Raw genomic sequence first — 23,846 nt, 5'->3', positions numbered from 1 at the left:
GTTTATTATTAAATAGAGTTGTAAGTAGTTAACAAATAGGGGGTATAAGTATGGAGTTAATCGAATGGTATTTTGAGTATGAAATACATAAGAATCGCCCTGGACTACTTGGAGATATTGCTTCGTTAATCGGTATGCTAGGGATTAATATTTTAACAATTAATGGTGTCGACACAATGAAACGTGGTATGCTACTTGGTTGCGACAATGATGATCAAATTACAAGATTTGAATCAATTTTAAATACTATGGACAACATAACAATAATTAAACTAAGAAAACCAACTCTTAGAGATCGTTTAGCTGTACGACATGGTACTTATATCCAACGAGACGTAGATGATAAAAAGACTTTTCGTTTTGTTCGCGATGATTTAGGTATGCTTGTTGATTTTATGGCAGAGTTATTTAAACAGCCAGGCCATAAGCTAATCGGAATCAGGGGGATGCCTCGCGTTGGTAAAACTGAATCAGTAGTAGCAGCAAGTGTTTGTGCAAATAAACGCTGGTTATTTGTATCATCAACATTAATTAAACAAACATTAAGAAGTCAATTAATAGAAGACGAATATAATTCAGACAATGTATTTATTATTGATGGTATTCTCTCTCATAGAAGAGCAAATGAACAACATTGGCAATTAGTTCGCGAAATTATGGCAATGTCTTCTGTGAAAGTAGTAGAGCATCCAGATGTATTTGTACAGCAAACTGAATACTCTTTAGAAGATTTTGATTACATAATTGAATTAAGAAATGATGAAAATGAAGAAATTAAATATGAACTTGTAGACCAAATGGACAAAAATGGACACAACTCGTTCTCTATGTTTGATTTTTAAAGTTAGTTGGGGTGTAATTTGTGACAGAATTAGGAAAATTTTTAAAAGAAGCAAGAGAAGCCAAAGGCTTATCAATTGATGATGTACAAGAGTTAACGAAGATTCAAAAACGTTATCTTGAAGCAATTGAAGAAGGTAACTATGAAATATTGCCTGGGCAATTTTATGTTCGTGCATTTATTAGACAATATGCAGAAACGATTGGCGTTGATGTGTCGGGTTTTCTATCTGATAAACCTGTCGTAGAAGATACTGTTGAAGCAAATACAATTACAGAAGAAGTAAAGCATGAAGAAATTCCTAGTAGAGCATCAAAACTAAAAGAACCATTAAACAACGTTAAGTCGTCGCGTGTAATGGATTATTTACCAAGAATATTAATAGCAATTCTAATCATGGGAATCTGCATTGCTATCTATATGATGCTCCCATCAAAAAATGATGAAAAGTCTGCTGATACAAACCAATCTCAAACTAATTCTAATTCTGAAATAGAAAAACCAAAAAATAATGCTCTAGATCAGGTTAAAAATGATAATAAGAAACAAACAGAGAAAGCGAAAAATGATGAGACTAAGCAAGAACCGACTCAAAAAATTACAGTTGACGCTGCTCAAGGAAAACGCACTTCAATTTCATTATCTGGTACAGATGTATTTAAATTAGAAGTGGTTGCTAATGGTGAAAGTTATGTAGATTTGAAAAATGCTTCGGGAAAAATGTTTTATAGTGGGATTTTAAAACAAGGACAAACTCAAAACTATGACTTAACAGAAGAAAATGAAGTAACGGTAAATATTGGTGCTTCAAATAATGTTGAGCTAAGAATTAATGATGAGGTATTTAAATATCCAGTTAGTCCAACAAATGCTGTTCACCAAAAGATTACGATTAAAAATTTAAAAATGAATCAATAGTCATCTTTAAGATGGCTTTTATTCATTTATTATAAATTGCTTCATTTTCTAGAAAGTTTTGGAGGGTTTTACCATGAATTTACCAAATAAGATTACAGTATCAAGGGTTTGCTTAATCCCATTATTTATGCTGGTTGTTTTAATAGATTTTGGATGGGGAAATATTACGTTAATTGGTGATTCGATACCAGTTAACCACCTAGTAGGAGCAGGAATTTTTATTATTGCCTCTGTAACTGATTTTATTGATGGCTATTATGCACGAAAATTTAATTTAGTTACTAATTTTGGAAAGTTCCTAGACCCACTAGCTGACAAATTACTAGTATCTTCAGCGTTAATAATTTTAACTGATTTTAACTACGTTCCCGCGTGGATTACAATTGTCATTATAAGTAGAGAATTCGCTGTAACTGGTTTAAGAATGATCTTAGCTGGTACAGGTGAAGTTCATGCTGCAGCAATGTTAGGTAAAATTAAAACTTGGGCTCAAATCGTTGCGATTTCAGCTTATTTCCTACATGACTTCCCATTTAATTTCTTACCATTTTCAATTGCAGATGTAGCACTTTGGGTTGCGTTATTCTTTACAGTATATTCTGGTTGGGATTATTTTTATAAAAATAGAGATGTTCTTATTAAATCAATGTAAAGAATTAAAAGGGGGAAATGATTTTGAAGCGTGCTGAAATAATTGCTGTAGGGACTGAACTACTTTTAGGTCAAATTGCAAACACGAATGCGCAATTTTTGGCTAAACATTTATCTACACTAGGATATCACCATCATTTCCAAACGGTTGTAGGAGATAATTCAGAACGACTTAAACATGCGCTTGAAATCGCTTCAACAAGAAGTGATTTAATTATCTTAACTGGTGGATTAGGACCAACGAAAGATGATTTAACAAAAGAGGTTGTTTCTGAATTTGTACAAGAAACACTTGTATACCATACTCCATCACTTGAGTACATTGAACAATATTTTATTAAAGTTAATCGACCAATGACTGAAAATAATAAAAAACAAGCATTGGTAATTAACAATGCGCACGTCTTATTAAATAAAAATGGAATGGCTCCTGGGATGGTTTTTGAATCTAGTGACAAGCAATTTGTTCTATTACCTGGACCGCCAAGAGAAATGATTCCGATGGTTGAAAATGAATTAATTCCTTATTTCTTAAAAGGTAAGGAAGCAAATACAATTATCTCAAAGGAACTCAAGTTTTTTGGGATCGGAGAATCAATTTTAGAAACTCAAATTCTTGATTTACTTGAAAACCAATCGAATCCAACAATTGCTCCTTTAGCTAGTGAAGGAGAAGTAATGCTCCGAATTACAGCAAGTGCTAGTAATAAACAAGAGGCAGAGAAATTAATAGGACAAGCTGAAGAAAAAATTCGAGAGCGTGTTGGGCAATTCATATACGGTACTAACGGTGATAATCTATTTACCGTTTTATCAAGAAAGTTGAAGGAATTTAAACTGACTATATCTGCTGCTGAAAGTTTAACGGGTGGACTTTTCAGTAAAAGAGTGACAGACATTCCAGGCAATTCGTCCATTTTTAAAGGAAGTGTAGTTTGTTACACGAATGAAATGAAACAAAAACTAGTAAATGTATCATCAGATATTCTGGCAAATAACGGTGCAGTAAGTGCAGAATGTGCTAAATCACTAGTTGAAAATATTCAAAGATTAACAGGTAGTAATATTTCGATTAGCTTTACTGGTGAAGCAGGACCTTCAACATTAGAAAATGTGCCAGTAGGAAAAGTTTTTATTGGAATAAAAATGAATGATAATGAACCATTCATTAAAGAGTTCCAATTCAGTGGTACTAGGGAACAAATAAGATTATCAAGTGTTAAGAATGGCGCAAATATGCTGATTAAATTACTTCATTCAAGTTTTGAAAGTCAAGACTTATAAAATTAGATAGGTTATTTTATAATAAAAAAGCTCGGTTATTTAGCCGAGTTTTTTAATTTTATAGTTTTCATATTAATAAAAATCTAGTTTTATAGTTAAATAAATACGAAACAAACGTTTCTATTCTTTGAAAATTAAGTTTAATCTCAAAAAAAATCGAATAAACGTTCTATTTTTTAGTTGGCAAACGAACAAAAAACAGTTATTATATAGTTAATAGATAAATGAATCCTTAAGGAGGAATCTTAATGAGTGATCGCCAAGCTGCTTTAGATATGGCTTTAAAACAAATTGAAAAACAATTCGGTAAAGGTTCAATTATGAAACTAGGGGAACAAACAGATCGCCGAATTTCAACTATTTCTAGTGGATCGTTAGCACTAGATGTTGCATTAGGTGTAGGTGGATATCCAAGAGGCCGAATTATTGAAGTATATGGTCCTGAAAGTTCAGGTAAAACAACTGTAGCATTACATGCAATCGCTGAAGTTCAAGCAAATGGAGGACAAGCGGCGTTTATAGATGCTGAGCATGCATTAGATCCTGTCTATGCTCAAAAATTAGGTGTAAACATCGATGAGTTATTATTATCTCAGCCTGATACAGGTGAACAAGGACTTGAAATTGCAGAAGCGTTAGTTCGTAGTGGTGCAATTGATATTATCGTTGTTGACTCAGTAGCTGCATTAGTTCCGAAAGCTGAAATTGAAGGAGACATGGGTGATGCTCACGTAGGTCTACAAGCTCGATTAATGTCTCAAGCATTACGTAAACTTTCAGGTGCAATTAACAAGTCAAAAACAATTACAATCTTCATTAACCAAATTCGTGAAAAAGTTGGGGTTATGTTCGGTAATCCTGAAACGACTCCAGGTGGACGTGCGTTAAAATTCTACTCTACAATTCGTTTAGAGGTACGTCGTGCTGAACAATTAAAACAAGGTAATGATATTGTAGGTAACAAAACGAAGATTAAAGTCGTTAAAAATAAGGTAGCACCACCATTCAGACAAGCAGATGTAGATATTATGTATGGAGAAGGTATTTCTAAAGAAGGGGAAATTCTTGATATTGGATCTGATTTAGATATCGTTCTTAAGAGTGGAGCATGGTATTCTTACAATGAAGAACGTCTTGGACAAGGCCGTGAGAATGCTAAGATATTCTTAAAAGAAAATAAAGATATACGTGATACGATTAAACAATCGATCCGTGTTCACCATGGCTTGGATAACCCTGTTATCGTTACTGAAACAGATGACGAAGATCAATTCTCTTTATTAGAAGAATAAATTTTTTCCTGAAAAAAATTTAAGAAACTAAGATTATAAAAGACAAACCAAAAATGCGGGTGCTTATTAAAAGTGCTCGCATTTTTTAAATACAGGAAAAGCAAAGTCCGAAAGAATAGTAGTGATGTTTTTTAAATTTTTTTCCTTTAATCTGAATCGCTTTAAACTGTCCTCAAATCCTATGGATAACGTGGAGGCTGTAGTCAAAAACTCCCTATTTTTTTTAAGGAAATATAACTAAATACATAAGAAAATAGATGTTTATTAATCGAAAAATCATTGAAATTAATTCATGATTAAAATCAAATAAAAAAAAGTTAATGAATAAAATTTATATTTTGATGTATGAAATCTAGTAAAAATGTAATAAATATTGATAAATCAAGTATGTAAGCAATTTACAAGGCTTGACATCATTTGGTAAGAGATTTAATATTTAAGTGTATATTCTAAAAAAATATTACTTTTTTGTAAAAAAATGAAATCGAAATGTGCTGTATGTTGATGCAATTATTTATACAATATAACAGCCGACAAAAATGAAACTAATTAAATAGCAAGAGGAGGTGAAATCATGGGTGCAAATACTATAATTTTGATCATCTTCGCATTGCTTGCCACATTCGGAGTCGGTTATGCTGTCGGATTTTTTGTCCGTAAGTCCATTGCAGAAGCTAAAATAAATGGCGCAACTAATCATGCAAATCAAATTATTGAAGATGCAAAACGTGATTCAGAAACAGTTAAAAAAGAAGCTTTATTGGAAGCAAAGGACGAGATTTACAAAATTCGTACAGATGCAGAGAACGAAATTCGAGATCGACGTAGTGAAATACAAAAATCTGAAAATCGTTTAACGCAAAAAGAAGAGAACTTAGATCGTAAAGATGATGGACTTTCAAAACGTGAGTCTGCTCTTGAAAGAAAAGAGGAATCTCTTGTTTTAAAACAACAGCAGATAGAAGATATGGAAAGCAAGATAGAAGCATTAATTGCTGCCCAACAAGAAGAGTTAGAGAGAATTTCTAGCTTAAATCGTGAAGAAGCAAGACAATTAATACTTACTAAAGTCGAAAATGAATTATCCCATGAAACAGCAATACTAGTTAAAGAAACAGAAGCTCGAGCAAAAGAAGAAGCAGATAAGAGAGCAAAAGATATTTTATCATTAGCAATCCAGCGTTGTGCTGCAGATCATGTTGCTGAAACAACTGTGTCAGTTGTAAATCTTCCAAATGATGAGATGAAAGGTCGTATTATCGGTCGTGAAGGTCGAAATATACGTACTTTAGAAACGTTAACTGGTATAGATTTAATTATTGATGATACGCCTGAAGCTGTAATATTATCAGGTTTTGACCCAATTCGTCGTGAAACTGCGAGAATTGCACTAGATAAATTAGTACAAGATGGTCGAATCCATCCTGCACGAATCGAGGAAATGGTTGAAAAATCTAGAAGAGAAGTAGATGAGTACATACGTGAAGTCGGTGAACAAACTACTTTCGAAGTGGGTGTCCATGGAATTCACCCTGACTTAATCAAAATATTAGGTCGTCTGAAATTTAGAACTAGTTATGGACAAAATGTATTAAAACATTCGATGGAAGTAGCTAACTTAGCTGGTCTTATGGCTGCTGAACTAGGTGAAGATACAAAACTTGCAAAACGTGCAGGATTACTTCACGATATTGGTAAAGCGATTGACCATGAGGTAGAAGGAAGCCACGTTGAAATCGGTGTTGAATTAGCAACAAAATATAAAGAACATCCAGTAGTAATCAATAGTATCGCATCTCACCATGGAGATGCTGCGCCAACTTCAATCATCGCAGTTCTTGTAGCTGCTGCAGATGCACTATCTGCTGCAAGACCAGGTGCTCGTAGTGAAACTTTAGAAAACTATATCCGACGTTTAGAAAAACTTGAAGAGATTTCTGAATCGTATGAAGGTGTAGAGAAGTCATTTGCTATTCAAGCTGGTCGTGAAGTACGCATAATGGTAAAACCAGATACAATTGATGATTTACAAGCTCATAGATTAGCAAGAGATATTAGAAAACGTATTGAAGACGAACTGGATTATCCAGGTCATATAAAAGTTACGGTTATTCGAGAAACTCGTGCAGTCGAGTATGCAAAATAAAGTGGTTAACGCCACTTTATTTTCTTTTTAGTAACAAAATAAAGTATTTTTAAGAATAGCTCCAACTAATACATATCTGAAGTTAATCTTAGTTGATTGGCATAGATGTAAGATTCAGATTGTGCTAGTAATGGAGCTTTTCGTATTTTTGGGTAATCTAATGTAAAATCAGTGCTGTACGTTTACAGTGGCAAGTTGGAAGGAAGTAACATAATGAGAATAATGTTTATAGGCGATGTAGTTGGTTCAAATGGTAGAACAATGGTAAAGGCAAATCTTCAGGCTTTAAAAAGGAAATATAATCCTTCAGTAACAATCATAAATGGTGAAAATGCAGCCCATGGTAAAGGGATAACGGAAAACATTTATCGTGAATTTTTAGAATTAGGTGCTCAAGCAGTAACACTTGGTAATCACGCATGGGATAAAAAAGATATTTTTGAATTTATTGATCAAGCAAAATACTTAGTAAGACCAGCTAATTTCCCTGAGGGTACTCCAGGGAATGGTTTAGTATTTTTAAACTTTAATGATGTTGAAATAGCAGTGATCAATTTACAAGGTAGAACATTTTTACCGCCACTTGATTGTCCGTTTAAAAAAGCTGATGAACTAATAAAAATCGCTCAAAAAAGAACAAAAATTATTTTTGTTGATTTTCATGCTGAAGCAACAAGCGAAAAGATTGCTATGGGCTGGTATTTAGATGGAAGAGTAACTGCGGTTGTTGGTACTCATACACATGTACAAACAGCTGATGAGCGAGTATTACCTGCTGGTACAGCGTTTATTACGGACGTAGGGATGACTGGTCCTTATGATGGGATTTTAGGTGTTACAAAGGAAGCAGTTATTAAAAAATTCTTAACGAACTTACCGGTGAGATTTGAAGTGGATGAAGGTAGAGGCCAGCTAAGTGGTGTTATTATCGAATTAGATAAACAAACAGGCCTTGCAAAATCTATTAAAAGAATACAAATTAATGATGACCATCAAGAGCTATAAGTTTAATTAAGAGAATTGTGAAAATTTTTAAAAAACTTTTAAATATTTGCAGGAATAACTTCTTGTTATCGAGAATAGTTTTTATTGTACACAATATTAGCTTTGTAAGTACAAGGAGGATCAGGAATGGAAATATTAAAAGTTTCAGCAAAGTCAAACCCTAATTCTGTAGCAGGAGCACTTGCAGGTGTATTGAGAGAGCGTGGTACAGCAGAAATTCAAGCAATCGGTGCTGGCGCGTTAAACCAAGCTGTAAAAGCAGTTGCAATTGCGAGAGGATTCGTTGCACCAAGTGGTGTGGACCTAATTTGTATCCCTGCATTTACAGATATTCAAATCGATGGGGAAGAGCGTACAGCGATTAAATTAATCGTAGAACCTCGTTAATAAATACAACCTGTTAGCCTAAAGCGACAGGTTGTTTTATTTTTTATTAAAATCAGCTTACACGTAAGAAAATAATGGCGTTAAAATCAAATTAAGAAATCATAAATTGGCAACGTTGAAGAAATATCGAATAGTTTCCAATTTTAGGCATAAATAGAAGTCAGCTATTCCTTGTGTCTTCACCTAAAGGCTCGCCAATCGGCGAGTTTTCTTTATGTATAATGATTTAATTTATATTCGGTATTATTAATTATGTTAAACTAGTCTAAATAATCAAAAAAAGGAAGGGTGTAAAGGAATGAAAGTATTTGATGCGCATTGTGATGTACTGATGAAATTATTAGAAAAGCCTACGATCAATTTTGAAAAAGATGATTCATTGGAGGTTTCAGTTAATCGATTAAAACAGGGAGAAAGTAAGATACAATGCTACGCGATTTATATCCCCGAAAATGTACATAAACTAATAAAGTTTGACGCAGCACTTCAATGTGTAACTCTTTTTTATGAAAAAGTAGCAACAGAAAATAATAATATAAAAGTTATTCGAACAAAAGAAGATGAAGTTGGATTAAAAAGTCACGAAATGGGCGCTATTTTGACGCTAGAGGGCTGTGACGCACTTTTGGGTGATATTAACCGACTAAAGATATTACACCGTTTAGGAGTGCGTAGTGTCGGTCTAGTATGGAATTACGCTAATGAAACTGCAGATGGAATACTTGAAGAAAGGAATGGGGGATTAACTAATTTTGGAAGAAGTGTAGTTCACTACTTAAATGAGCATAATATGTGGTGTGATCTTTCTCATTGTAGTGAAGCCGCGTTTTGGGATGCATTCGAGCAAGCAAAATACCCAACTGCAACTCATTCCAACGCTAAAGCAATCTGTAAACACCCTAGAAATCTAAATGATGAACAGTTGAAGGCGATGTTTAATAGAGGTGCAATTGTAGGAATTAATTTTTATCCTGCATTTTTAGTCGATGAAGGTGTTGCAACGATCTCAGATATTATTAAACATATTGATTATATGTGTTCACTAGGTGGAGAAAAATATATCGCGATGGGATCAGATTTCGATGGAATCGATACACATCCAACCGATTTACATCATGTTGGGCTCTATCAAAATTTAACAAATGAATTGCTAAAATATTATACCGAACAGCAAGTAAAAGGCTTTATGTATGAGAATTATTCATCATATATACATTACAAATAACACGTTACTTGTTCAGAATAATAAAAATATAAAAATTAAAGGAATAATTTCTTTCAAAATCATTGATTTTTTTGATTAATAGGTCTAGAATTGAAAGCGAATTAACTCATATCAAAAGATATGTTTTAAATCGCTTTCATTCTTTTATAAAAATGAATGAGATGCAAAAAAAATTATCCATTTATAATTTAACTTATTACGAATGAGGGCATTCAAAGGGGTGTAGGAAATGATTGAACAACTTTCATGGAAAGTTGGAGGACAACAGGGTGAAGGTATCGAAAGTACAGGTGAGATTTTTGCAATTGCGTTAAACCGTTTAGGTTACTATTTATACGGATATCGTCATTTCTCTTCTCGTATTAAAGGTGGTCACACTAACAACAAAATTCGTGTAAGTACAACTGAAGTTCGTGCAATTTCAGATGACTTAGATATTTTAGTAGCCTTTGACCAAGAAACAATCGATGTAAACTTTTATGAATTACGCAAAGGCGGTATCGTAATCGCTGATGCTAAATTTAATCCGACAATTCCAGATTCAACTGACGTAACACTTTATTCAATTCCATTTACAGAATTAGCTGCTGAACTAGGTACTTCATTAATGAAAAACATGGTTGCAGTTGGAGCTTCAAGTGCAATTTTAGGTCTTTCAATTGAAGTTTTCAGAGAAGTTGTAGATGAAATTTTCGGTAAAAAAGGTCAACAGATTGTTGAGAAAAACATAGAAGCAATCGCACGTGGAGCACAAGAAATGAGAGAAATGCTTGGCGTGAATGTAAATAAAATGCAATTATCAGAAGCAGATGGTAAAAAACGTATGTTCTTAATCGGTAATGATGCAATCGCAATGGGTGCATTAGCTGGTGGTTCTCGTTTTATGGCAGCGTATCCAATTACGCCTGCATCTGAGATTATGGAATACTTAATTAAAAAATTACCACAGTATGGTGGAGCAGTTATTCAAACTGAGGACGAGATTGCTGCATGTACAATGGCAATCGGAGCTAACTATGCTGGTGTTCGTACATTAACAGCATCTGCAGGTCCTGGTCTTTCATTAATGATGGAAGCAATCGGTCTTTCTGGTATTACTGAAGTTCCTTTAGTAATCGTTGATACTCAACGTGGTGGTCCAAGTACTGGTCTTCCAACTAAACAAGAACAATCAGACTTAATGGCTATGATCTACGGTACTCACGGTGAGATTCCGAAAGTAGTTATCGCTCCAAGTACTGTAGAAGAAGGATTCTACGATATGGTGGAAGCGTTTAACGTAGCTGAAGAATTCCAAGTTCCTGTTATCGTAATTACAGACTTACAGCTTTCTTTAGGTAAACAAACTGTTGAACCACTTCAATTTGAAAAAGTTCAAATTCGCCGTGGTAAGTTTGATTACAAACAAGAATTACCTGTATCTGAAAACAAAGAATACTTCAAACGTTATGAAGTGACTGAAGATGGCGTTTCTCCACGTGTAGTACCAGGTATGAAAGGTGGTATTCACCACGTAACTGGTGTTGAGCATGATGAAATGGGTAAACCATCTGAATCACCAATTAATCGTAATCAACAAATGGATAAACGTATGCGTAAGTTAAACAACTTAAAATTCCCTAACCCAGTGTTAGTGAACTCTAAACACGACGAAGCTGATGTATTATTAGTTGGTTTTAACTCAACTCGTGGTGCAATCGAAGAAGCAATGGTTCGTTTAGAGCAAGATGGTATCAAAGTTAACCACGCTCATGTACGTTTAATTCACCCATTCCCAACAAACGAATTAATGCCTGAGCTTAAAAAAGCTAAACGCGTAATCGTTGTTGAAAATAATGCTACTGGTCAATTAGCAAGCATTATTAAAATGAATTGTGGTCATGCAGAAAAGATTTCAAGCTTACTAAAATATGATGGAAATCCTTTCTTACCAAAAGAAATTTACAACACTTGCAAGGAAGGAGTTGTTCTAAATGGCAACATTTAAAGAATTTCGTAATAATATCAAACCAAACTGGTGTCCTGGATGTGGAGACTTCTCAGTACAAGCATCGATTCAACGCGCAGCAGCAAATGTTGGTTTAGAACCTGATAACCTTGCAGTAATTTCTGGTATTGGATGTTCTGGTCGTATTTCTGGATATATTAACTCTTACGGTTTACATGGTATTCACGGTCGTTCACTTCCAATTGCACAAGGTGTTAAAATGGCTAACCGTGATCTAACTGTTATCGCTTCTGGTGGTGACGGTGATGGATTCGCAATCGGTTTAGGTCATACAATCCATGCAATTCGTCGTAACATCGACGTTACTTACATCGTAATGGATAACCAAATTTACGGTTTAACAAAAGGTCAAACATCTCCTCGTAGTGATGTAGGATTCAAAACTAAGAGTACTCCACATGGTTCTGTTGAATCTGCACTTTCTGTAATGGAAATGGCATTAACAGCTGGTGGAACATTCGTAGCACAAAGTTTCTCAAGTGACTTAAAAGAGTTAACTTCATTAATCGAGCAAGGTATTAACCACAAAGGTTTCTCTTTAATTAACGTATTCAGCCCATGTGTAACTTACAATAAAGTAAACACATATGACTGGTTTAAAGAAAATCTTGTTAAACTTTCTGATATTGAAGGATATGATCCATCAAACAAAGAAATGGCTATGCAAACATTAATGCAAAATAAAGGTTTAGTAACTGGTCTTATTTACCAAAATAAAGAGCAAAAATCATACCAAGAATTAATTTCTGGTTACAGTGAAGATCCATTAGTGGAATCAGATCTACAATTAGAAAAAGGTCAATTCGAAAAATTAGTTGCTGAATTCATGTAATAAAAACAAAAACTCCTCATTTATTGGGGAGTTTTTTTATATTTGAAATATAAAGTAGTATGTGAACTTTCATTCAGAACTTAATAATAAATTTGTTCATTTTTTTTATTGGAATATAATAATTATCAATCTTTTCTTAATTGGGTAATGTTAACAAACTTTATTCAATTTCACAACTATAACTTGGCGTTTAAGAAATTATATTTAGAAAAAGTTTTGTGAATCCATAATTTTAAATTTTCCAAACTAAATAGGACTATACAAATTTTTTGTTGAATTGTTTAAAGGTTAGGAGTGATTTATATGATAAATATTCAAATTAGAAGACCGAGAATTGAAGATGTCAAAGAGTTACATCAATTTTTTCGGGTAGTGATTATCGATACGTTTACAAAAGAAGGTTTAGGGGAGAAGTTGGAAGATATTAATGATGAAATTAAAACGAAAGTAAAATACTTAAAAAACGATTTTGACAGCAATGGAGAGAGTAGATATTTTTTAATTGCCCTTGATCATGATAAAATTATCGGTTCAATTGAATACGGACCGGCGAGTGATCTCATTATGGAATGCACAAAAAATGAATTAAATGGCCTAATTGAAATAGGAACTGTTTTCATTCATCCGGACTATCAAAAGAAAGGAATAGGGAATTTATTACTAGATTCAATGTATTCTACTTTACAGAATAGAGGGATAAATGAATTTTGTTTAGATAGTGGTTATACGAACGCCCAAAAAATCTGGAAAAAGAAATTTGGCGAACCTAAATACTTATTTAAGGATTTTTGGGGAAAAGGTTATGATCACATGATTTGGAAAATTAAGATTAGTAATATATTAAAATAGCATTTTGAATGGGGAATTAGGAAATGACAGAGCAATGAAGAGTGGCTATCTCGTATTACCCCAGAATTAGAGAGTGGCACAGTAAAGGTTCAATTGGGTTAGCAAATAAGGAATATTAAAACAAAAAACCGGGAAATAAAGGATATTCCACAGCATTATCGAATTTCTAAGTTAAAAGGAATTGAAAGGAGAAAAAAATTTGTTGTTCTCACTTTTACCGGCCCTTTTAACTTTTGTTTTAGTAAGTATTTTTTCACCCTTATTAATTGCTACATTAAGAAAATTGAAGTTAACACAACCTATAAGAGCTGAATTACCACCTGAACACCATAATAAAAAAGGTACACCATTAATGCTAGGAAGCATATTTTTGATTGGTATATTAGTAGCGTTCCTTAATTATTCAAGCCCACTCATGCTTTTTTTAGTTGGAACCTTCATTCTTTTTAGTTTTGTAGGTTTTATTGATGACTTTTGGAAAGCATCAAAACAGGATCCTGGAGGAATATCGGCTAAGACAAAACTAATTTTTCAATTTTCATTTACTATTTTGTTGCTTATTGTATTAATTAATTATTTTGGAATAGATACAACTTTTCGTTTTACAGATTCAATCAAAATCTTTTTACCATTATGGGTTTATTTAGCGATCGTGACTTTATTTATTGTAGGATCTGCAAATGCTATTAATTTTACTGATGGGATGGATGGACTTCTTGGTATGGTCTCAATCCCTACCTTCTTTTTCTTTTTTCTGATTTCAGATCATATAGAAGTAAAAATTTTTAGTCTAATTATGATCGCTAGTTTAGCTGGTTTTTTAATTTATAACTTATATCCCGCTAAGGCATTTATGGGCGATACAGGTTCGATGGCAATTGGTGGTTCACTATCCTTTTTAGCAATCATTGAAAAAGTAGAAATTTTGATTCCGATTTTGTTTTTAATTTATTTAGCTGAGCAATTTTCCGTTATTTTTCAAGTTCTTTACTTTAAAAAAACAAGAGAGCGACTGTTTCTCATGGCACCTATCCATTTTCATTATGGTATTAAGTATGGTTGGTCGGAAAATATCATTGTTATGAATTTTACGATTATATCTTGGACATGTAGTTTATTAAGCCTATTATATTTTTATTTATTTATGTAAACTAAGTACTTAAATGTATAAATTTTGAATTTTGAGGATCCTTTTATGGTCCTCTTTTTATTTTGTAATTGAAGTGAAAAATAACATTTTTCTATTATTAATTAAAGCGCTCTCTATTTTAAGATTAATGATTAAAAATATTAAAAAAATTATTCAAATATACTTCTATTTTAGGCTTTCTTTTTTGCGTAACGCACATTGTATATTGTAGAATAACGTTATATACTTAATTAATGTGTGGACGTTCGATTGAAAGGAGATTGTTTTATGAATGAACAACAACGCCTTCAAGGCACTAATATAAATAATACGAAAAATAAAAACGATAAAGATTATAGTCAATATTTTGAAAAGGTTTACCAAGCTCCTTCTTTAGCTGATGCAAAGCGTAGAGGTAAAGAAGAAGTTACTTATGATCGCGGTTTCGAAATTCCTGAAGAAATGAGAAATTCGGGTGCAGGTAAGAAATTCTTAATCCGTACGTATGGTTGTCAAATGAACGAGCATGACACAGAAGTTATGGCCGGTATTTTTACAACGATGGGTTATGAAGTTGCTACATCAGTTGAAGATGCTGATATTATTCTATTAAACACATGTGCAATTCGAGAAAATGCTGAAAATAAAGTATTTGGTGAAATTGGACACTTAAAACCGTTAAAGCTTCAAAGACCAGACTTGTTAATTGGTATTTGTGGTTGTATGTCCCAAGAAGAAGCTGTCGTTAATCGAATCTTACAAAAACATTCATTTATTGATATGGTATTTGGTACACATAATATTCATAGACTACCATTTATTATTCAAGAAGCAATGTTTAGTAAAGAAATGGTTATCGAAGTATGGTCAAAAGAAGGGGATGTAATTGAAAACCTTCCAAAAGTCCGTCGTGGTGAAATTAAAGCATGGGTTAACATTATGTATGGTTGCGATAAATTCTGTACATACTGTATTGTTCCTTATACACGTGGAAAAGAGCGTAGCCGTCAACCAGAAGACATTATTAATGAAGTTCGTGAGTTAGCTAGACTAGGTTACAAGGAAGTAACTTTATTAGGTCAAAATGTTAATGCATACGGTAAAGACTTAGCTGAAGGAACGTATGGATTAGGTCATTTAATGGATGAAATCCGTAAAATTGGTATTCCGCGTGTACGTTTTACAACAAGTCATCCACGAGATTTTGATGATCATTTAATAGAAGTATTAGCAAAAGGTGGCAACTTAATGCCACATATTCATTTACCGGTTCAATCGGGTAGCTCAGAAGTTCTGAAGTTAATGTCACGTAAATATGATCGTGAACAGTATCTTGAACTTGTAAGAAAATTAAAAACGGCTATGCCACAAATTTCATTTACAACAGATATAATTGTTGGATTCCCAAATGAAACAGATGAGCAATTTGAAGAAACGATGACGTTATATGAAGAAGTAGGTTTTGATTTAGCATTTACTTTCATCTATTCACCGCGTGAAGGAACACCTGCTGCCAAAATGGTAGATAATGTACCTGAGAGTGTGAAAAAGCAAAGATTACAACGTCTAAACGAAGTTGTAAATGCAAAATCTGCTGAATTTAATAAACGTTTTGAAGGACAAATTCTTGATGTTTTAGTAGAGGGTGAAAGTAAGAAGAATCCGGATGTACTTGCTGGGTATACTCCTTATAATAAACTTGTAAACTTTAGAGGTCCTAAATCAATCGTTGGTCAAATTGTAAAAGTAAAAGTTACAAAAGCTAAAACATGGTCATTAGATGGAGAATTAGTAGAAGAAACAGTAGAGGTGCTATAATGGGAAAATATACAAAAGCTGATATCGTTGAACGTGCTAAAGAATTAGCAGTAATGATTTCTGAAACAGAAGAAGTAGACTTTTTTAAACGTGCTGAAGCGCAAATTAACGAGAGCGATTCTGTAAGAGCGCATATCGAAGAAATTAAATCATTACAAAAACAAGCGGTTAATTTAGAGCACTGGGGTAAGAAAGAAGCTCTTAAAAAGGTTGAACAAGAGCTTGATGATTTAAACGAAAAATTAGAATCAATTCCAGTAGTACAAGAATTCCAATCATCTCAAGTAGAAGTGAATGATTTACTTCAATTAATCGCCCACACAATCTCAAATGGTGTAACAGATGAAATTATTAAATCAACAGGTGGCAACGTACTAAGCGGAGAAACAGGATCAAAGGTAGCACATGGACCGGATGCTTGCAAAACAGATAGCTGCAGCAATTAACAAATTTAGGACTCAGGAGAAGCAATTAATTTTGCTGCCTGAGTCTTTTTTTTATGTAAAGCTAATAAAGTAATTACTAAATAGCCTAAATATAATATTTTTCATGTTTATTTTTTAAATTCTTCAAAATAGAGTCAACTTTATTAGGCTGTCGTCATACAATTTATCATCACATGTTTTTTTAACTTGTATAAAAGAATTTTCATGTCATTAACACATTCCGCATATGTCACGCATAGAATGAAATGAAAATGGAACGAGGAGGGTCACACCTATGTCTGAACGCGAACACAGAGAGATTATAACGAAGGCAGTCGTAGGAAGAGGCAAGAAATATAACAAAGTCACACATACACTTACACCAAATCATACACCATCAAGTATTTTAGGCTGCTGGGTTATAAACCATGTATATGATGCAAAAAAATGTAAAGATGGAGTAGAAGTATCTGGTAAATATGATATTAATATTTGGTACTCCTATGGTGACAATACGAAAACAGAAGTAGTGCCTGAGTCTGTTAAGTATACTGAAGTAGTAAGATTAAGACACAGAGATGACAATTTTACTGGTGAAGATTGTGAAGTTATTGCACGATCATTAAAACATCCAAATTGTTTAGATGCAATTATTTCTCCAAATGGGAATCGATTTATTGTAACAGTAGAAAAAGAAGTTTTAGTTGAAGTTGTTGGTGAAACGAAAGTTGTTGTCCTTGTTGCGCCTCACGGTGTACATGACGATGATGATTTCTTTGATGTAGATGATGAATTTGAAGATTTAGATCCAGATTTCGTATTAGAAGGCGAAGAAGAATAAGCTAGGCTAGGAAGGTGAAACTTCCTAGCTTTTTTAATTTGGTAAGAAAGTATAAATTGGTAGCGGAGAAGAAAAAAGAAGAAGTTTCCAATTTAGGAATTTAAGTATAAGTGCAACTAAGCCTCTGTCTTCACTTAAAAGCTAGCCAATCTGCGAGATTTCTTTATGTAGTATTTAAAGAAAGTGCAAATAAAATTGTGAAACATGCAAACAAACCTGTCGAACGTGCAAAAAAGAGAATAGAAACTGCAAATAAAACTGGAAGTGCAAATAAAAATAGAGAATCTGCAAATAAAATTGGTCAAACTGCAATTAAAATTAACAAATCTGCAAATAAAATTAGCGAAACTGCAATTAAATTTGTGTGAATCCTATTTTAGTTATGATATTACCTATACAGGTTAGGGGTATTGAAAGGGTTGCAACGTAATAAATGGTCTAAACTAGCTATGGATAAATGGATGAATGTTATGTTTGCTGTATTTCTTCCTAAAACGACTAAAAAATTGAGGAAATCTGCTATAGATCAAAAAAATATGGATTATAAAATCGACTAAACGTAAGAAACAGATCTAGGATACCCTCCATTTGTCCGCATATAGGTCCATCCTAAAAAAATATAAAAAAGAAACCGCCCTGTCAGTTCCAAAACTCTTAGGACAGCCACTTATTTATAAGAGACAAAAGGGCTTCAAGAGTAAATAAAAAGGGGAAAAGAAGAAAAAGTGTGACTCATAAAGGGCTCATGAGTAAGTAGAACAGCCAAAAGAAGAAAAAGTGTAACTCATAAAGGACTCATGAGTAAGTAGAACAGCCAAAAGAAGAAAAAGTGTGACTCATAAAGGGCTCATGAGTAAGTAAAGCAGCCAAAAGAAGAAAAAGTGTTACTCATAGAAGGTTCATGAGTAAGTAAAGCAGCCAAAAGAAGCAAATAAGTGACTCATAAAGGGTTCATGAGTAAGTAAAGCAGCCAAAAGAAGCAAAAGAGTTACTCATAAAGGGCTTATGAGTAAGTAGAACAGCCAAAAGAAGCAAAAGTGTTACTAATAGAAGGTTCATGAGTAAGTAAAGCAGCCAAAAGAAGAAAATATGTTACTCATAAAGGGCTCATGAGTAAGTAAAACAGCCAAAAGAAGAAAAAGTGTTACTCATAAAGGGCTCATGAGTAAGTAAAACAGCCAAAAGAAGAAAAAGTGTTACTCATAAAGGATCGGGCGTTTTTTGCCCGGTTTTTCTTAATTAGTAAATCTGAGGTTATTCAAAACGTGACTGTTACTCTATTTTTATAGTTTAACCAATCGAAGAGTTTCTTTATCTTAACTTTCGAACTTTCATAAGCCTTCGTCAAAATGTGATATAATATGCGAAGAATGTTTTTTGATGGAGAGGATAAAATGGCAACATATACGCCAATGATTGAGCAATATTTAAATATAAAGAAAAATTACCAGGATGCTTTTTTATTTTTTAGACTTGGCGATTTTTATGAAATGTTTTTTGAGGATGCGATAAAAGCATCTCAAGTTTTGGAAATAACATTAACAGGCCGTGCAGGTGGTACTGATGAGCGAATTCCAATGTGTGGTGTTCCTTTTCATGCAGCTGCTGGATATATAGAACAATTAGTAGAAAAAGGTTACAAAGTAGCAATATGTGAACAAGTTGAGGATCCAACGGTCGCTAAAGGAGTAGTAAAAAGAGAGGTTGTTCAATTAATTACTCCTGGTACGCAAATGGAAGGTAGATCAATTGATGAGAAGCAGAACCATTACATCTCAACATTAACGGAAGTTTCTAAAACTTCCTATGCTTTAGTTTGGATTGATTTAACGACTGGTGAAGGGAATGCCTTATTACTTAGCGGGTCATTAGAGGAAGCAATCTTAAAAATTGCAGCAACTGGAACGAAAGAAGTTGTCGTACATGATGATTTTTCATCTAAAGCGATTCAAACCCTTGAAAAGAGCTTCTCAATTACAGTTTCTTTTGAATCAAATGATCGTTTACTAGAGGAATTTACAGATGTTGTAAATTCGATTGATCAAACAAGTTTAAAAGCAACAGCTGCTAGACTATTAAATTATTTATCAAAAACGCAAAAACGAACACTTTCACATCTTCAAGAAATCGTTGTGATTAATCAACATGATTTTTTAAATATGGACATGTATTCAATGAGAAATCTTGAGTTAGTTGAAACTCAGCGTTCAAAAAACAAACAAGGTTCTTTGAATTGGTTATTAGATGAAACGAAAACAGCAATGGGTGGGCGTTTGCTAAAAAAATGGATTCAACGTCCATTAGTAAATGCGAATCAAATCAATGACCGTTTAACAATCGTTGAATTGCTAATGGAAAACTATTTTATTCGAGAAGATCTTAAGGAATTATTAAAAGATGTATATGATTTAGAACGCTTAGCTGGTAAAGTCTCATTTGGCAATGTAAATGCTAGAGATTTATTGCAATTAAAACGTTCACTTCAAACAGTCCCTTCAATTATTCATGTCTTGAAATCAATAAATCACGAAAGCATTGACAAGCTAATTACGAATATTGACCCATGTGAAGACCTTCAAATTATTTTAGAAAACGCAATTATTGAAGAGGCTCCACTATCGATTAAAGAAGGTAACATCATAAAAGATGGTTTTAATAAAACATTAGATGAGTATCGTTTTGTGAGTAAAAACGGTAAAAACTGGTTAATGGAACTTGAGCAACGAGAAAGAGAAATTACTGGGATTAAATCATTAAAAATTGGATATAATCGTATTTTTGGTTACTATATTGAAGTAACGAGATCAAATATTAGCCAAATTCCAGAAGGACGATATGAGCGTAAACAAACTTTAGCAAATGCAGAGCGATTTATAACTGAAGAGCTAAAAGAAAAAGAGACAATGATTCTTGAAGCTGAAGAAAAAATGATTGGTTTAGAATATGAGTTGTTTCTTTCAATTAGAGAACAAGTAAAACAATATTTATCAAGACTTCAAACATTAGGACAAGTCATTAGTCAAATTGATGTACTACAAAGTTTTTCTGTAGTAAGTGAAAAAAATGGATATGTAAGACCAACGTTTACGGCTGATCGAGAATATATCGTGAAGAATGGAAGACATCCGGTAGTTGAAAAAGTATTACATGGTTCAGAATATATTCCTAACGATACAAATTTCGAGGTTGATACACATCAATTTTTAATTACTGGACCGAATATGGCCGGTAAAAGTACGTATATGAAACAAGTAGCCTTAATAAGTGTCTTGGCTCAAATAGGATGCTACGTACCTGCTGAATATGCAAAATTACCTGTTTTTGATCAAATATTTACTCGAATTGGAGCAGCGGATGATTTAATCTCCGGTCAGAGTACATTTATGGTCGAAATGTTAGAAGCTAATTATGCGATTACGAATGCAACTGAAAAGAGTTTAATCTTATTTGATGAAATTGGTAGGGGTACATCGACATACGATGGAATGGCTTTAGCACAAGCGATGATCGAATATATACATGATCATATAGGAGCAAAAACGCTATTTTCTACTCACTACCATGAATTGACGGTATTAGCTAATCAGCTTAAATTTTTGAAAAACATTCATGTAGCAGCAAAAGAACAAGATGGAAAGGTATTATTCCTTCATAAAATCTTTGAGGGAGCAGCTGACCAAAGTTATGGTATTCACGTAGCTGAATTAGCAAATCTTCCGCAAGATGTAATCATTCGAGCAAAAGAATTATTAAATGATTTAGAATCAAATAATCATTCTTTTGTTAAAGAAGATATCCAAAATACAGAACAAGTTATTATAAAAAAGCAAGAAACTAAAAAAGAGATTGTTCAAACATCCGACAAAGAAGATTTAGGATCTCAATTAAGCTTATTTGATGATAATCAACCAAAAGTTAAAGAAGTAATTAAAAGCCATCCAGTGATTGATCAATTAAAAGGAATAAATATTCTAGAGTTAAATCCAATGGAAGCATTTAATTTATTATATGAACTACAAAAACAAGTGAAAAAATAAAAGAAGGCCAATTGGCCTTTCTTTTTATTAATAGTTAAAATTATGAATATAGCTTAATGTACTATACCTTTTATTGTATAGTTTATTTAATTAGAGAGGAGGTTCACTAATGTCAAAGATACAGAAGTTAGATGAGATCTTAGCCAATCAAATAGCGGCAGGTGAAGTTGTAGAACGTCCTGCATCAGTTGTTAAGGAATTGCTCGAGAATGCAATTGATGCTATTAGTACTCGTATTACAGTTGAAATTAACGACGGTGGACTCTCACGAATTTTTGTAAGCGATAATGGTGAGGGGATGACGAAGGAAGATAGTATCCTTGCATTTGAGCGTCATGCAACTAGTAAAATAAAAGATGAGAATGACTTATTTCGAATCCGTACATTAGGCTTCCGTGGTGAAGCATTGCCGAGTATCGCATCTGTTAGTTATGTTACCGTGAAAACATCAACCATAGATGGACCCGGAATTGAAACAATCTTAAAGGGTGGCGTTTTGCAATCTCAAAAAGAAATTGCCAAATCACAAGGGACTAGTATAGAAGTTTCAAATTTATTTTTTAATACACCAGCTAGATTAAAATATATGAGAACTGTTCAAACGGAGTTAAGCAATGTGACGGACGTCGTCTATCGATTAGCATTAGCAAATCCTCAGATCGCATTTGATTTGAAACATAATGATAAACTAATGTTCCGAAGCAACGGGAATGGTGATGCAAGACAAATTCTTGCTTCATTATACGGCCTACAAATTGCTAAAAATATGGTTCATTTTAAAGGGGAGTCACTAGACTTTCAGGTTGAAGGCTATTTATCAATGCCCGAATATACAAGAGCAACTAGAAATTATATTTCACTTTATGTAAATGGAAGATATGTAAAACATTACGGTGTAAATAAATCAATAAGCGAAGGATACCATACATTGCTTCCAATTGGTCGTTTTCCAATCGTAGCGCTATTTATTAAAATGGACCCACAATTAGTAGATGTAAACGTACATCCTACAAAACAAGAAGTTCGTTTCAGTAAAGAAGATCAACTATTTACATTAATTAGTGAAAGTATTAAAAAAGTTTTTAGAGGGCGTTCTCTAATTCCAGAAATAAAGCCAACAGCAACAAAGGAAAAATTATATAGTGAACAATCTACATTTTCTTTTGAACATTCTTCGATAAAAGAAGACGTAGAAAAGAAATTACCATTTTCTCTTCAGGAACGTTTTAATTCAGATCGATCCAATGAAACTAACGAATCAACGATTGAAGAAAGTTCAATTGAATTCGATTCAACCGAAGAAATTGATTCATCAACAGCGATCGATTACGAGAGTCTTTATTTTGAAAAACAAATCGTTAATAAAGACGAAAATTATTCGGATTTAGTGAATCAAGAAGATAAATTAAAAATAGAAGAAACCGTAATCGTTAAAGAAGAAGTATATGATGAGCAAAATATTGACCAATTACCTCCTCTATATCCAATTGGACAAATGCATGGTACTTATATAATTGCTCAAAATGAAAAAGGCTTATATTTAATCGACCAGCATGCTGCCCAAGAACGTGTTTACTATGAATATTTTAAAGAAAAAATAGGCGAAGTTGCATCAGAACTACAAACTTTATTAATTCCAATTACATTTGATGTCTCACCAGAGCAAGCTATTTTATTAGACCAATACCATGATGAACTAATGGAAGTTGGACTGTTTATCGAGAAATTCGGATCTAATAGTTATGTCATTCGAGAGCATCCAAATTGGTTTCCAGAAGGACAGGAAGATACATTAATCGATGAAATGATTCAAGAATTATTAAAACGCGGAACAATTAACATAAAAAAACTACGTGAAGAAAAAGCCATCATGATGAGCTGTAAAGCTTCAATAAAAGCAAATCACTATATCACAAACGATGAAATTTTTAGTTTATTAGAATCGTTAAGAAAATCAAGCAATCCATTTACATGTCCACATGGCCGTCCAATCGTCATCCATTTTAGTTCGTATGAACTTGAAAAAATGTTTAAACGTGTAATGTAAGATGTTGGTCAATGAAGTGTGAAACATGAAATAACTTATACCTTGAAATACTTAAGGATAGTTAGAAAATCTAACTATCCTTTTTATTCGTTAATCAGCACTAATTAATTG

At 33.1% G+C, this 23,846-nt stretch carries 20 protein-coding genes; all 20 read left to right on the top strand.

From position 1 onward, the window contains the following. Positions 1-50: 50 nt before the first annotated feature. The 20 genes from CN692_RS02510 (at position 51) to mutL (ending at position 23,735) form a co-directional block, all read left to right on the top strand. Complete coding sequence (locus tag CN692_RS02510; protein WP_098117446.1) at positions 51-842, top strand: DUF3388 domain-containing protein; 792 nt, start codon at positions 51-53, stop codon at positions 840-842. Positions 843-862: 20 nt separating this feature from the next. Beyond that, on the top strand, positions 863-1,759 hold the full coding sequence (locus CN692_RS02505; protein ID WP_098117445.1) for a helix-turn-helix domain-containing protein: 897 nt from the start codon (positions 863-865) through the stop codon (positions 1,757-1,759). Positions 1,760-1,832: 73 nt separating this feature from the next. Then, the gene (pgsA, locus tag CN692_RS02500; RefSeq protein WP_098117444.1) at positions 1,833-2,411 is read left to right on the top strand and encodes a CDP-diacylglycerol--glycerol-3-phosphate 3-phosphatidyltransferase; all 579 of its coding nucleotides are present in this window, start codon (positions 1,833-1,835) and stop codon (positions 2,409-2,411) included. Between the two features lie 17 nt (positions 2,412-2,428). Continuing rightward, positions 2,429-3,694, top strand: coding sequence for a competence/damage-inducible protein A (locus CN692_RS02495; protein WP_098117443.1), 1,266 nt, complete (start codon positions 2,429-2,431; stop codon positions 3,692-3,694). A gap of 248 nt (positions 3,695-3,942) precedes the next feature. Beyond that, positions 3,943-4,986, top strand: coding sequence for a recombinase RecA (recA, locus tag CN692_RS02490; RefSeq protein WP_098117442.1), 1,044 nt, complete (start codon positions 3,943-3,945; stop codon positions 4,984-4,986). A 574-nt stretch (positions 4,987-5,560) separates the two neighbouring features. Further along, complete coding sequence (rny, locus tag CN692_RS02485) at positions 5,561-7,132, top strand: ribonuclease Y (RefSeq protein WP_098117441.1); 1,572 nt, start codon at positions 5,561-5,563, stop codon at positions 7,130-7,132. A gap of 213 nt (positions 7,133-7,345) precedes the next feature. Further along, a complete protein-coding gene (locus CN692_RS02480) occupies positions 7,346-8,137 on the top strand; it encodes a TIGR00282 family metallophosphoesterase (protein WP_098117440.1) in 792 nt (263 codons plus the stop codon). Between the two features lie 126 nt (positions 8,138-8,263). Beyond that, complete coding sequence (gene spoVS / locus CN692_RS02475) at positions 8,264-8,524, top strand: stage V sporulation protein SpoVS (RefSeq protein ID WP_088041153.1); 261 nt, start codon at positions 8,264-8,266, stop codon at positions 8,522-8,524. 298 nt (positions 8,525-8,822) lie between these two features. Continuing rightward, positions 8,823-9,749 (top strand): dipeptidase, encoded by a 927-nt coding sequence (locus CN692_RS02470; RefSeq protein ID WP_098117439.1) that lies wholly within the window; start codon positions 8,823-8,825, stop codon positions 9,747-9,749. A 229-nt stretch (positions 9,750-9,978) separates the two neighbouring features. Further along, complete coding sequence (locus tag CN692_RS02465; RefSeq protein WP_098117438.1) at positions 9,979-11,736, top strand: 2-oxoacid:acceptor oxidoreductase subunit alpha; 1,758 nt, start codon at positions 9,979-9,981, stop codon at positions 11,734-11,736. Continuing rightward, complete coding sequence (locus CN692_RS02460) at positions 11,723-12,589, top strand: 2-oxoacid:ferredoxin oxidoreductase subunit beta (RefSeq protein ID WP_098117437.1); 867 nt, start codon at positions 11,723-11,725, stop codon at positions 12,587-12,589. The genes CN692_RS02465 and CN692_RS02460 overlap by 14 nt, the downstream gene beginning before the upstream one ends. Before the next feature lie 303 nt (positions 12,590-12,892). Continuing rightward, a complete protein-coding gene (locus tag CN692_RS02455) occupies positions 12,893-13,438 on the top strand; it encodes a GNAT family N-acetyltransferase (protein ID WP_098117436.1) in 546 nt (181 codons plus the stop codon). A 199-nt stretch (positions 13,439-13,637) separates the two neighbouring features. Further along, positions 13,638-14,588, top strand: coding sequence for a phospho-N-acetylmuramoyl-pentapeptide-transferase (gene mraY / locus CN692_RS02450; protein WP_098117435.1), 951 nt, complete (start codon positions 13,638-13,640; stop codon positions 14,586-14,588). Between the two features lie 267 nt (positions 14,589-14,855). Next, on the top strand, positions 14,856-16,385 hold the full coding sequence (gene miaB, locus CN692_RS02445; protein WP_098117434.1) for a tRNA (N6-isopentenyl adenosine(37)-C2)-methylthiotransferase MiaB: 1,530 nt from the start codon (positions 14,856-14,858) through the stop codon (positions 16,383-16,385). Continuing rightward, entirely contained in the window at positions 16,385-16,831 is a 447-nt protein-coding gene (locus CN692_RS02440; RefSeq protein ID WP_098117433.1) for a RicAFT regulatory complex protein RicA family protein, read from the top strand. The genes miaB and CN692_RS02440 overlap by 1 nt, the downstream gene beginning before the upstream one ends. Positions 16,832-17,105: 274 nt before the next feature. Next, positions 17,106-17,651, top strand: coding sequence for an outer spore coat protein CotE (cotE, locus tag CN692_RS02435; RefSeq protein WP_098117432.1), 546 nt, complete (start codon positions 17,106-17,108; stop codon positions 17,649-17,651). Positions 17,652-17,761: 110 nt separating this feature from the next. Next, positions 17,762-18,019, top strand: coding sequence for a hypothetical protein (locus CN692_RS02430; protein ID WP_098117431.1), 258 nt, complete (start codon positions 17,762-17,764; stop codon positions 18,017-18,019). 51 nt (positions 18,020-18,070) lie between these two features. Beyond that, the gene (locus CN692_RS25970; RefSeq protein WP_179874355.1) at positions 18,071-18,208 is read left to right on the top strand and encodes a hypothetical protein; all 138 of its coding nucleotides are present in this window, start codon (positions 18,071-18,073) and stop codon (positions 18,206-18,208) included. Between the two features lie 837 nt (positions 18,209-19,045). Continuing rightward, positions 19,046-21,688, top strand: coding sequence for a DNA mismatch repair protein MutS (mutS, locus tag CN692_RS02425; protein ID WP_098117430.1), 2,643 nt, complete (start codon positions 19,046-19,048; stop codon positions 21,686-21,688). 109 nt (positions 21,689-21,797) lie between these two features. Next, positions 21,798-23,735, top strand: a complete 1,938-nt coding sequence (mutL, locus tag CN692_RS02420; protein WP_098117429.1) for a DNA mismatch repair endonuclease MutL — start codon at positions 21,798-21,800, stop codon at positions 23,733-23,735. Positions 23,736-23,846: the final 111 nt, after the last annotated feature.

It is taken from the genome of Bacillus sp. AFS002410, assembly GCF_002556365.1.
Classification (GTDB): Bacteria; Bacillota; Bacilli; order Bacillales; family Bacillaceae_G; genus Gottfriedia.
This window is presented reverse-complemented; position numbering and strand designations above follow the sequence as displayed.

Coding starts and splice junctions, on each gene's coding strand:
- recA (WP_098117442.1), top strand. CDS start 3,943: ATGAGTGATCGCCAAGCTGCTTTAGATATGGCTTTAAAACAAATTGAA.
- CN692_RS02465 (WP_098117438.1), top strand. CDS start 9,979: ATGATTGAACAACTTTCATGGAAAGTTGGAGGACAACAGGGTGAAGGT.
- spoVS (WP_088041153.1), top strand. CDS start 8,264: ATGGAAATATTAAAAGTTTCAGCAAAGTCAAACCCTAATTCTGTAGCA.
- cotE (WP_098117432.1), top strand. CDS start 17,106: ATGTCTGAACGCGAACACAGAGAGATTATAACGAAGGCAGTCGTAGGA.
- miaB (WP_098117434.1), top strand. CDS start 14,856: ATGAATGAACAACAACGCCTTCAAGGCACTAATATAAATAATACGAAA.
- CN692_RS02510 (WP_098117446.1), top strand. CDS start 51: ATGGAGTTAATCGAATGGTATTTTGAGTATGAAATACATAAGAATCGC.
- CN692_RS02460 (WP_098117437.1), top strand. CDS start 11,723: ATGGCAACATTTAAAGAATTTCGTAATAATATCAAACCAAACTGGTGT.
- CN692_RS02480 (WP_098117440.1), top strand. CDS start 7,346: ATGAGAATAATGTTTATAGGCGATGTAGTTGGTTCAAATGGTAGAACA.
- mutS (WP_098117430.1), top strand. CDS start 19,046: ATGGCAACATATACGCCAATGATTGAGCAATATTTAAATATAAAGAAA.
- CN692_RS02440 (WP_098117433.1), top strand. CDS start 16,385: ATGGGAAAATATACAAAAGCTGATATCGTTGAACGTGCTAAAGAATTA.
- CN692_RS02495 (WP_098117443.1), top strand. CDS start 2,429: ATGATTTTGAAGCGTGCTGAAATAATTGCTGTAGGGACTGAACTACTT.
- CN692_RS02470 (WP_098117439.1), top strand. CDS start 8,823: ATGAAAGTATTTGATGCGCATTGTGATGTACTGATGAAATTATTAGAA.
- rny (WP_098117441.1), top strand. CDS start 5,561: ATGGGTGCAAATACTATAATTTTGATCATCTTCGCATTGCTTGCCACA.
- pgsA (WP_098117444.1), top strand. CDS start 1,833: ATGAATTTACCAAATAAGATTACAGTATCAAGGGTTTGCTTAATCCCA.
- CN692_RS02455 (WP_098117436.1), top strand. CDS start 12,893: ATGATAAATATTCAAATTAGAAGACCGAGAATTGAAGATGTCAAAGAG.
- mutL (WP_098117429.1), top strand. CDS start 21,798: ATGTCAAAGATACAGAAGTTAGATGAGATCTTAGCCAATCAAATAGCG.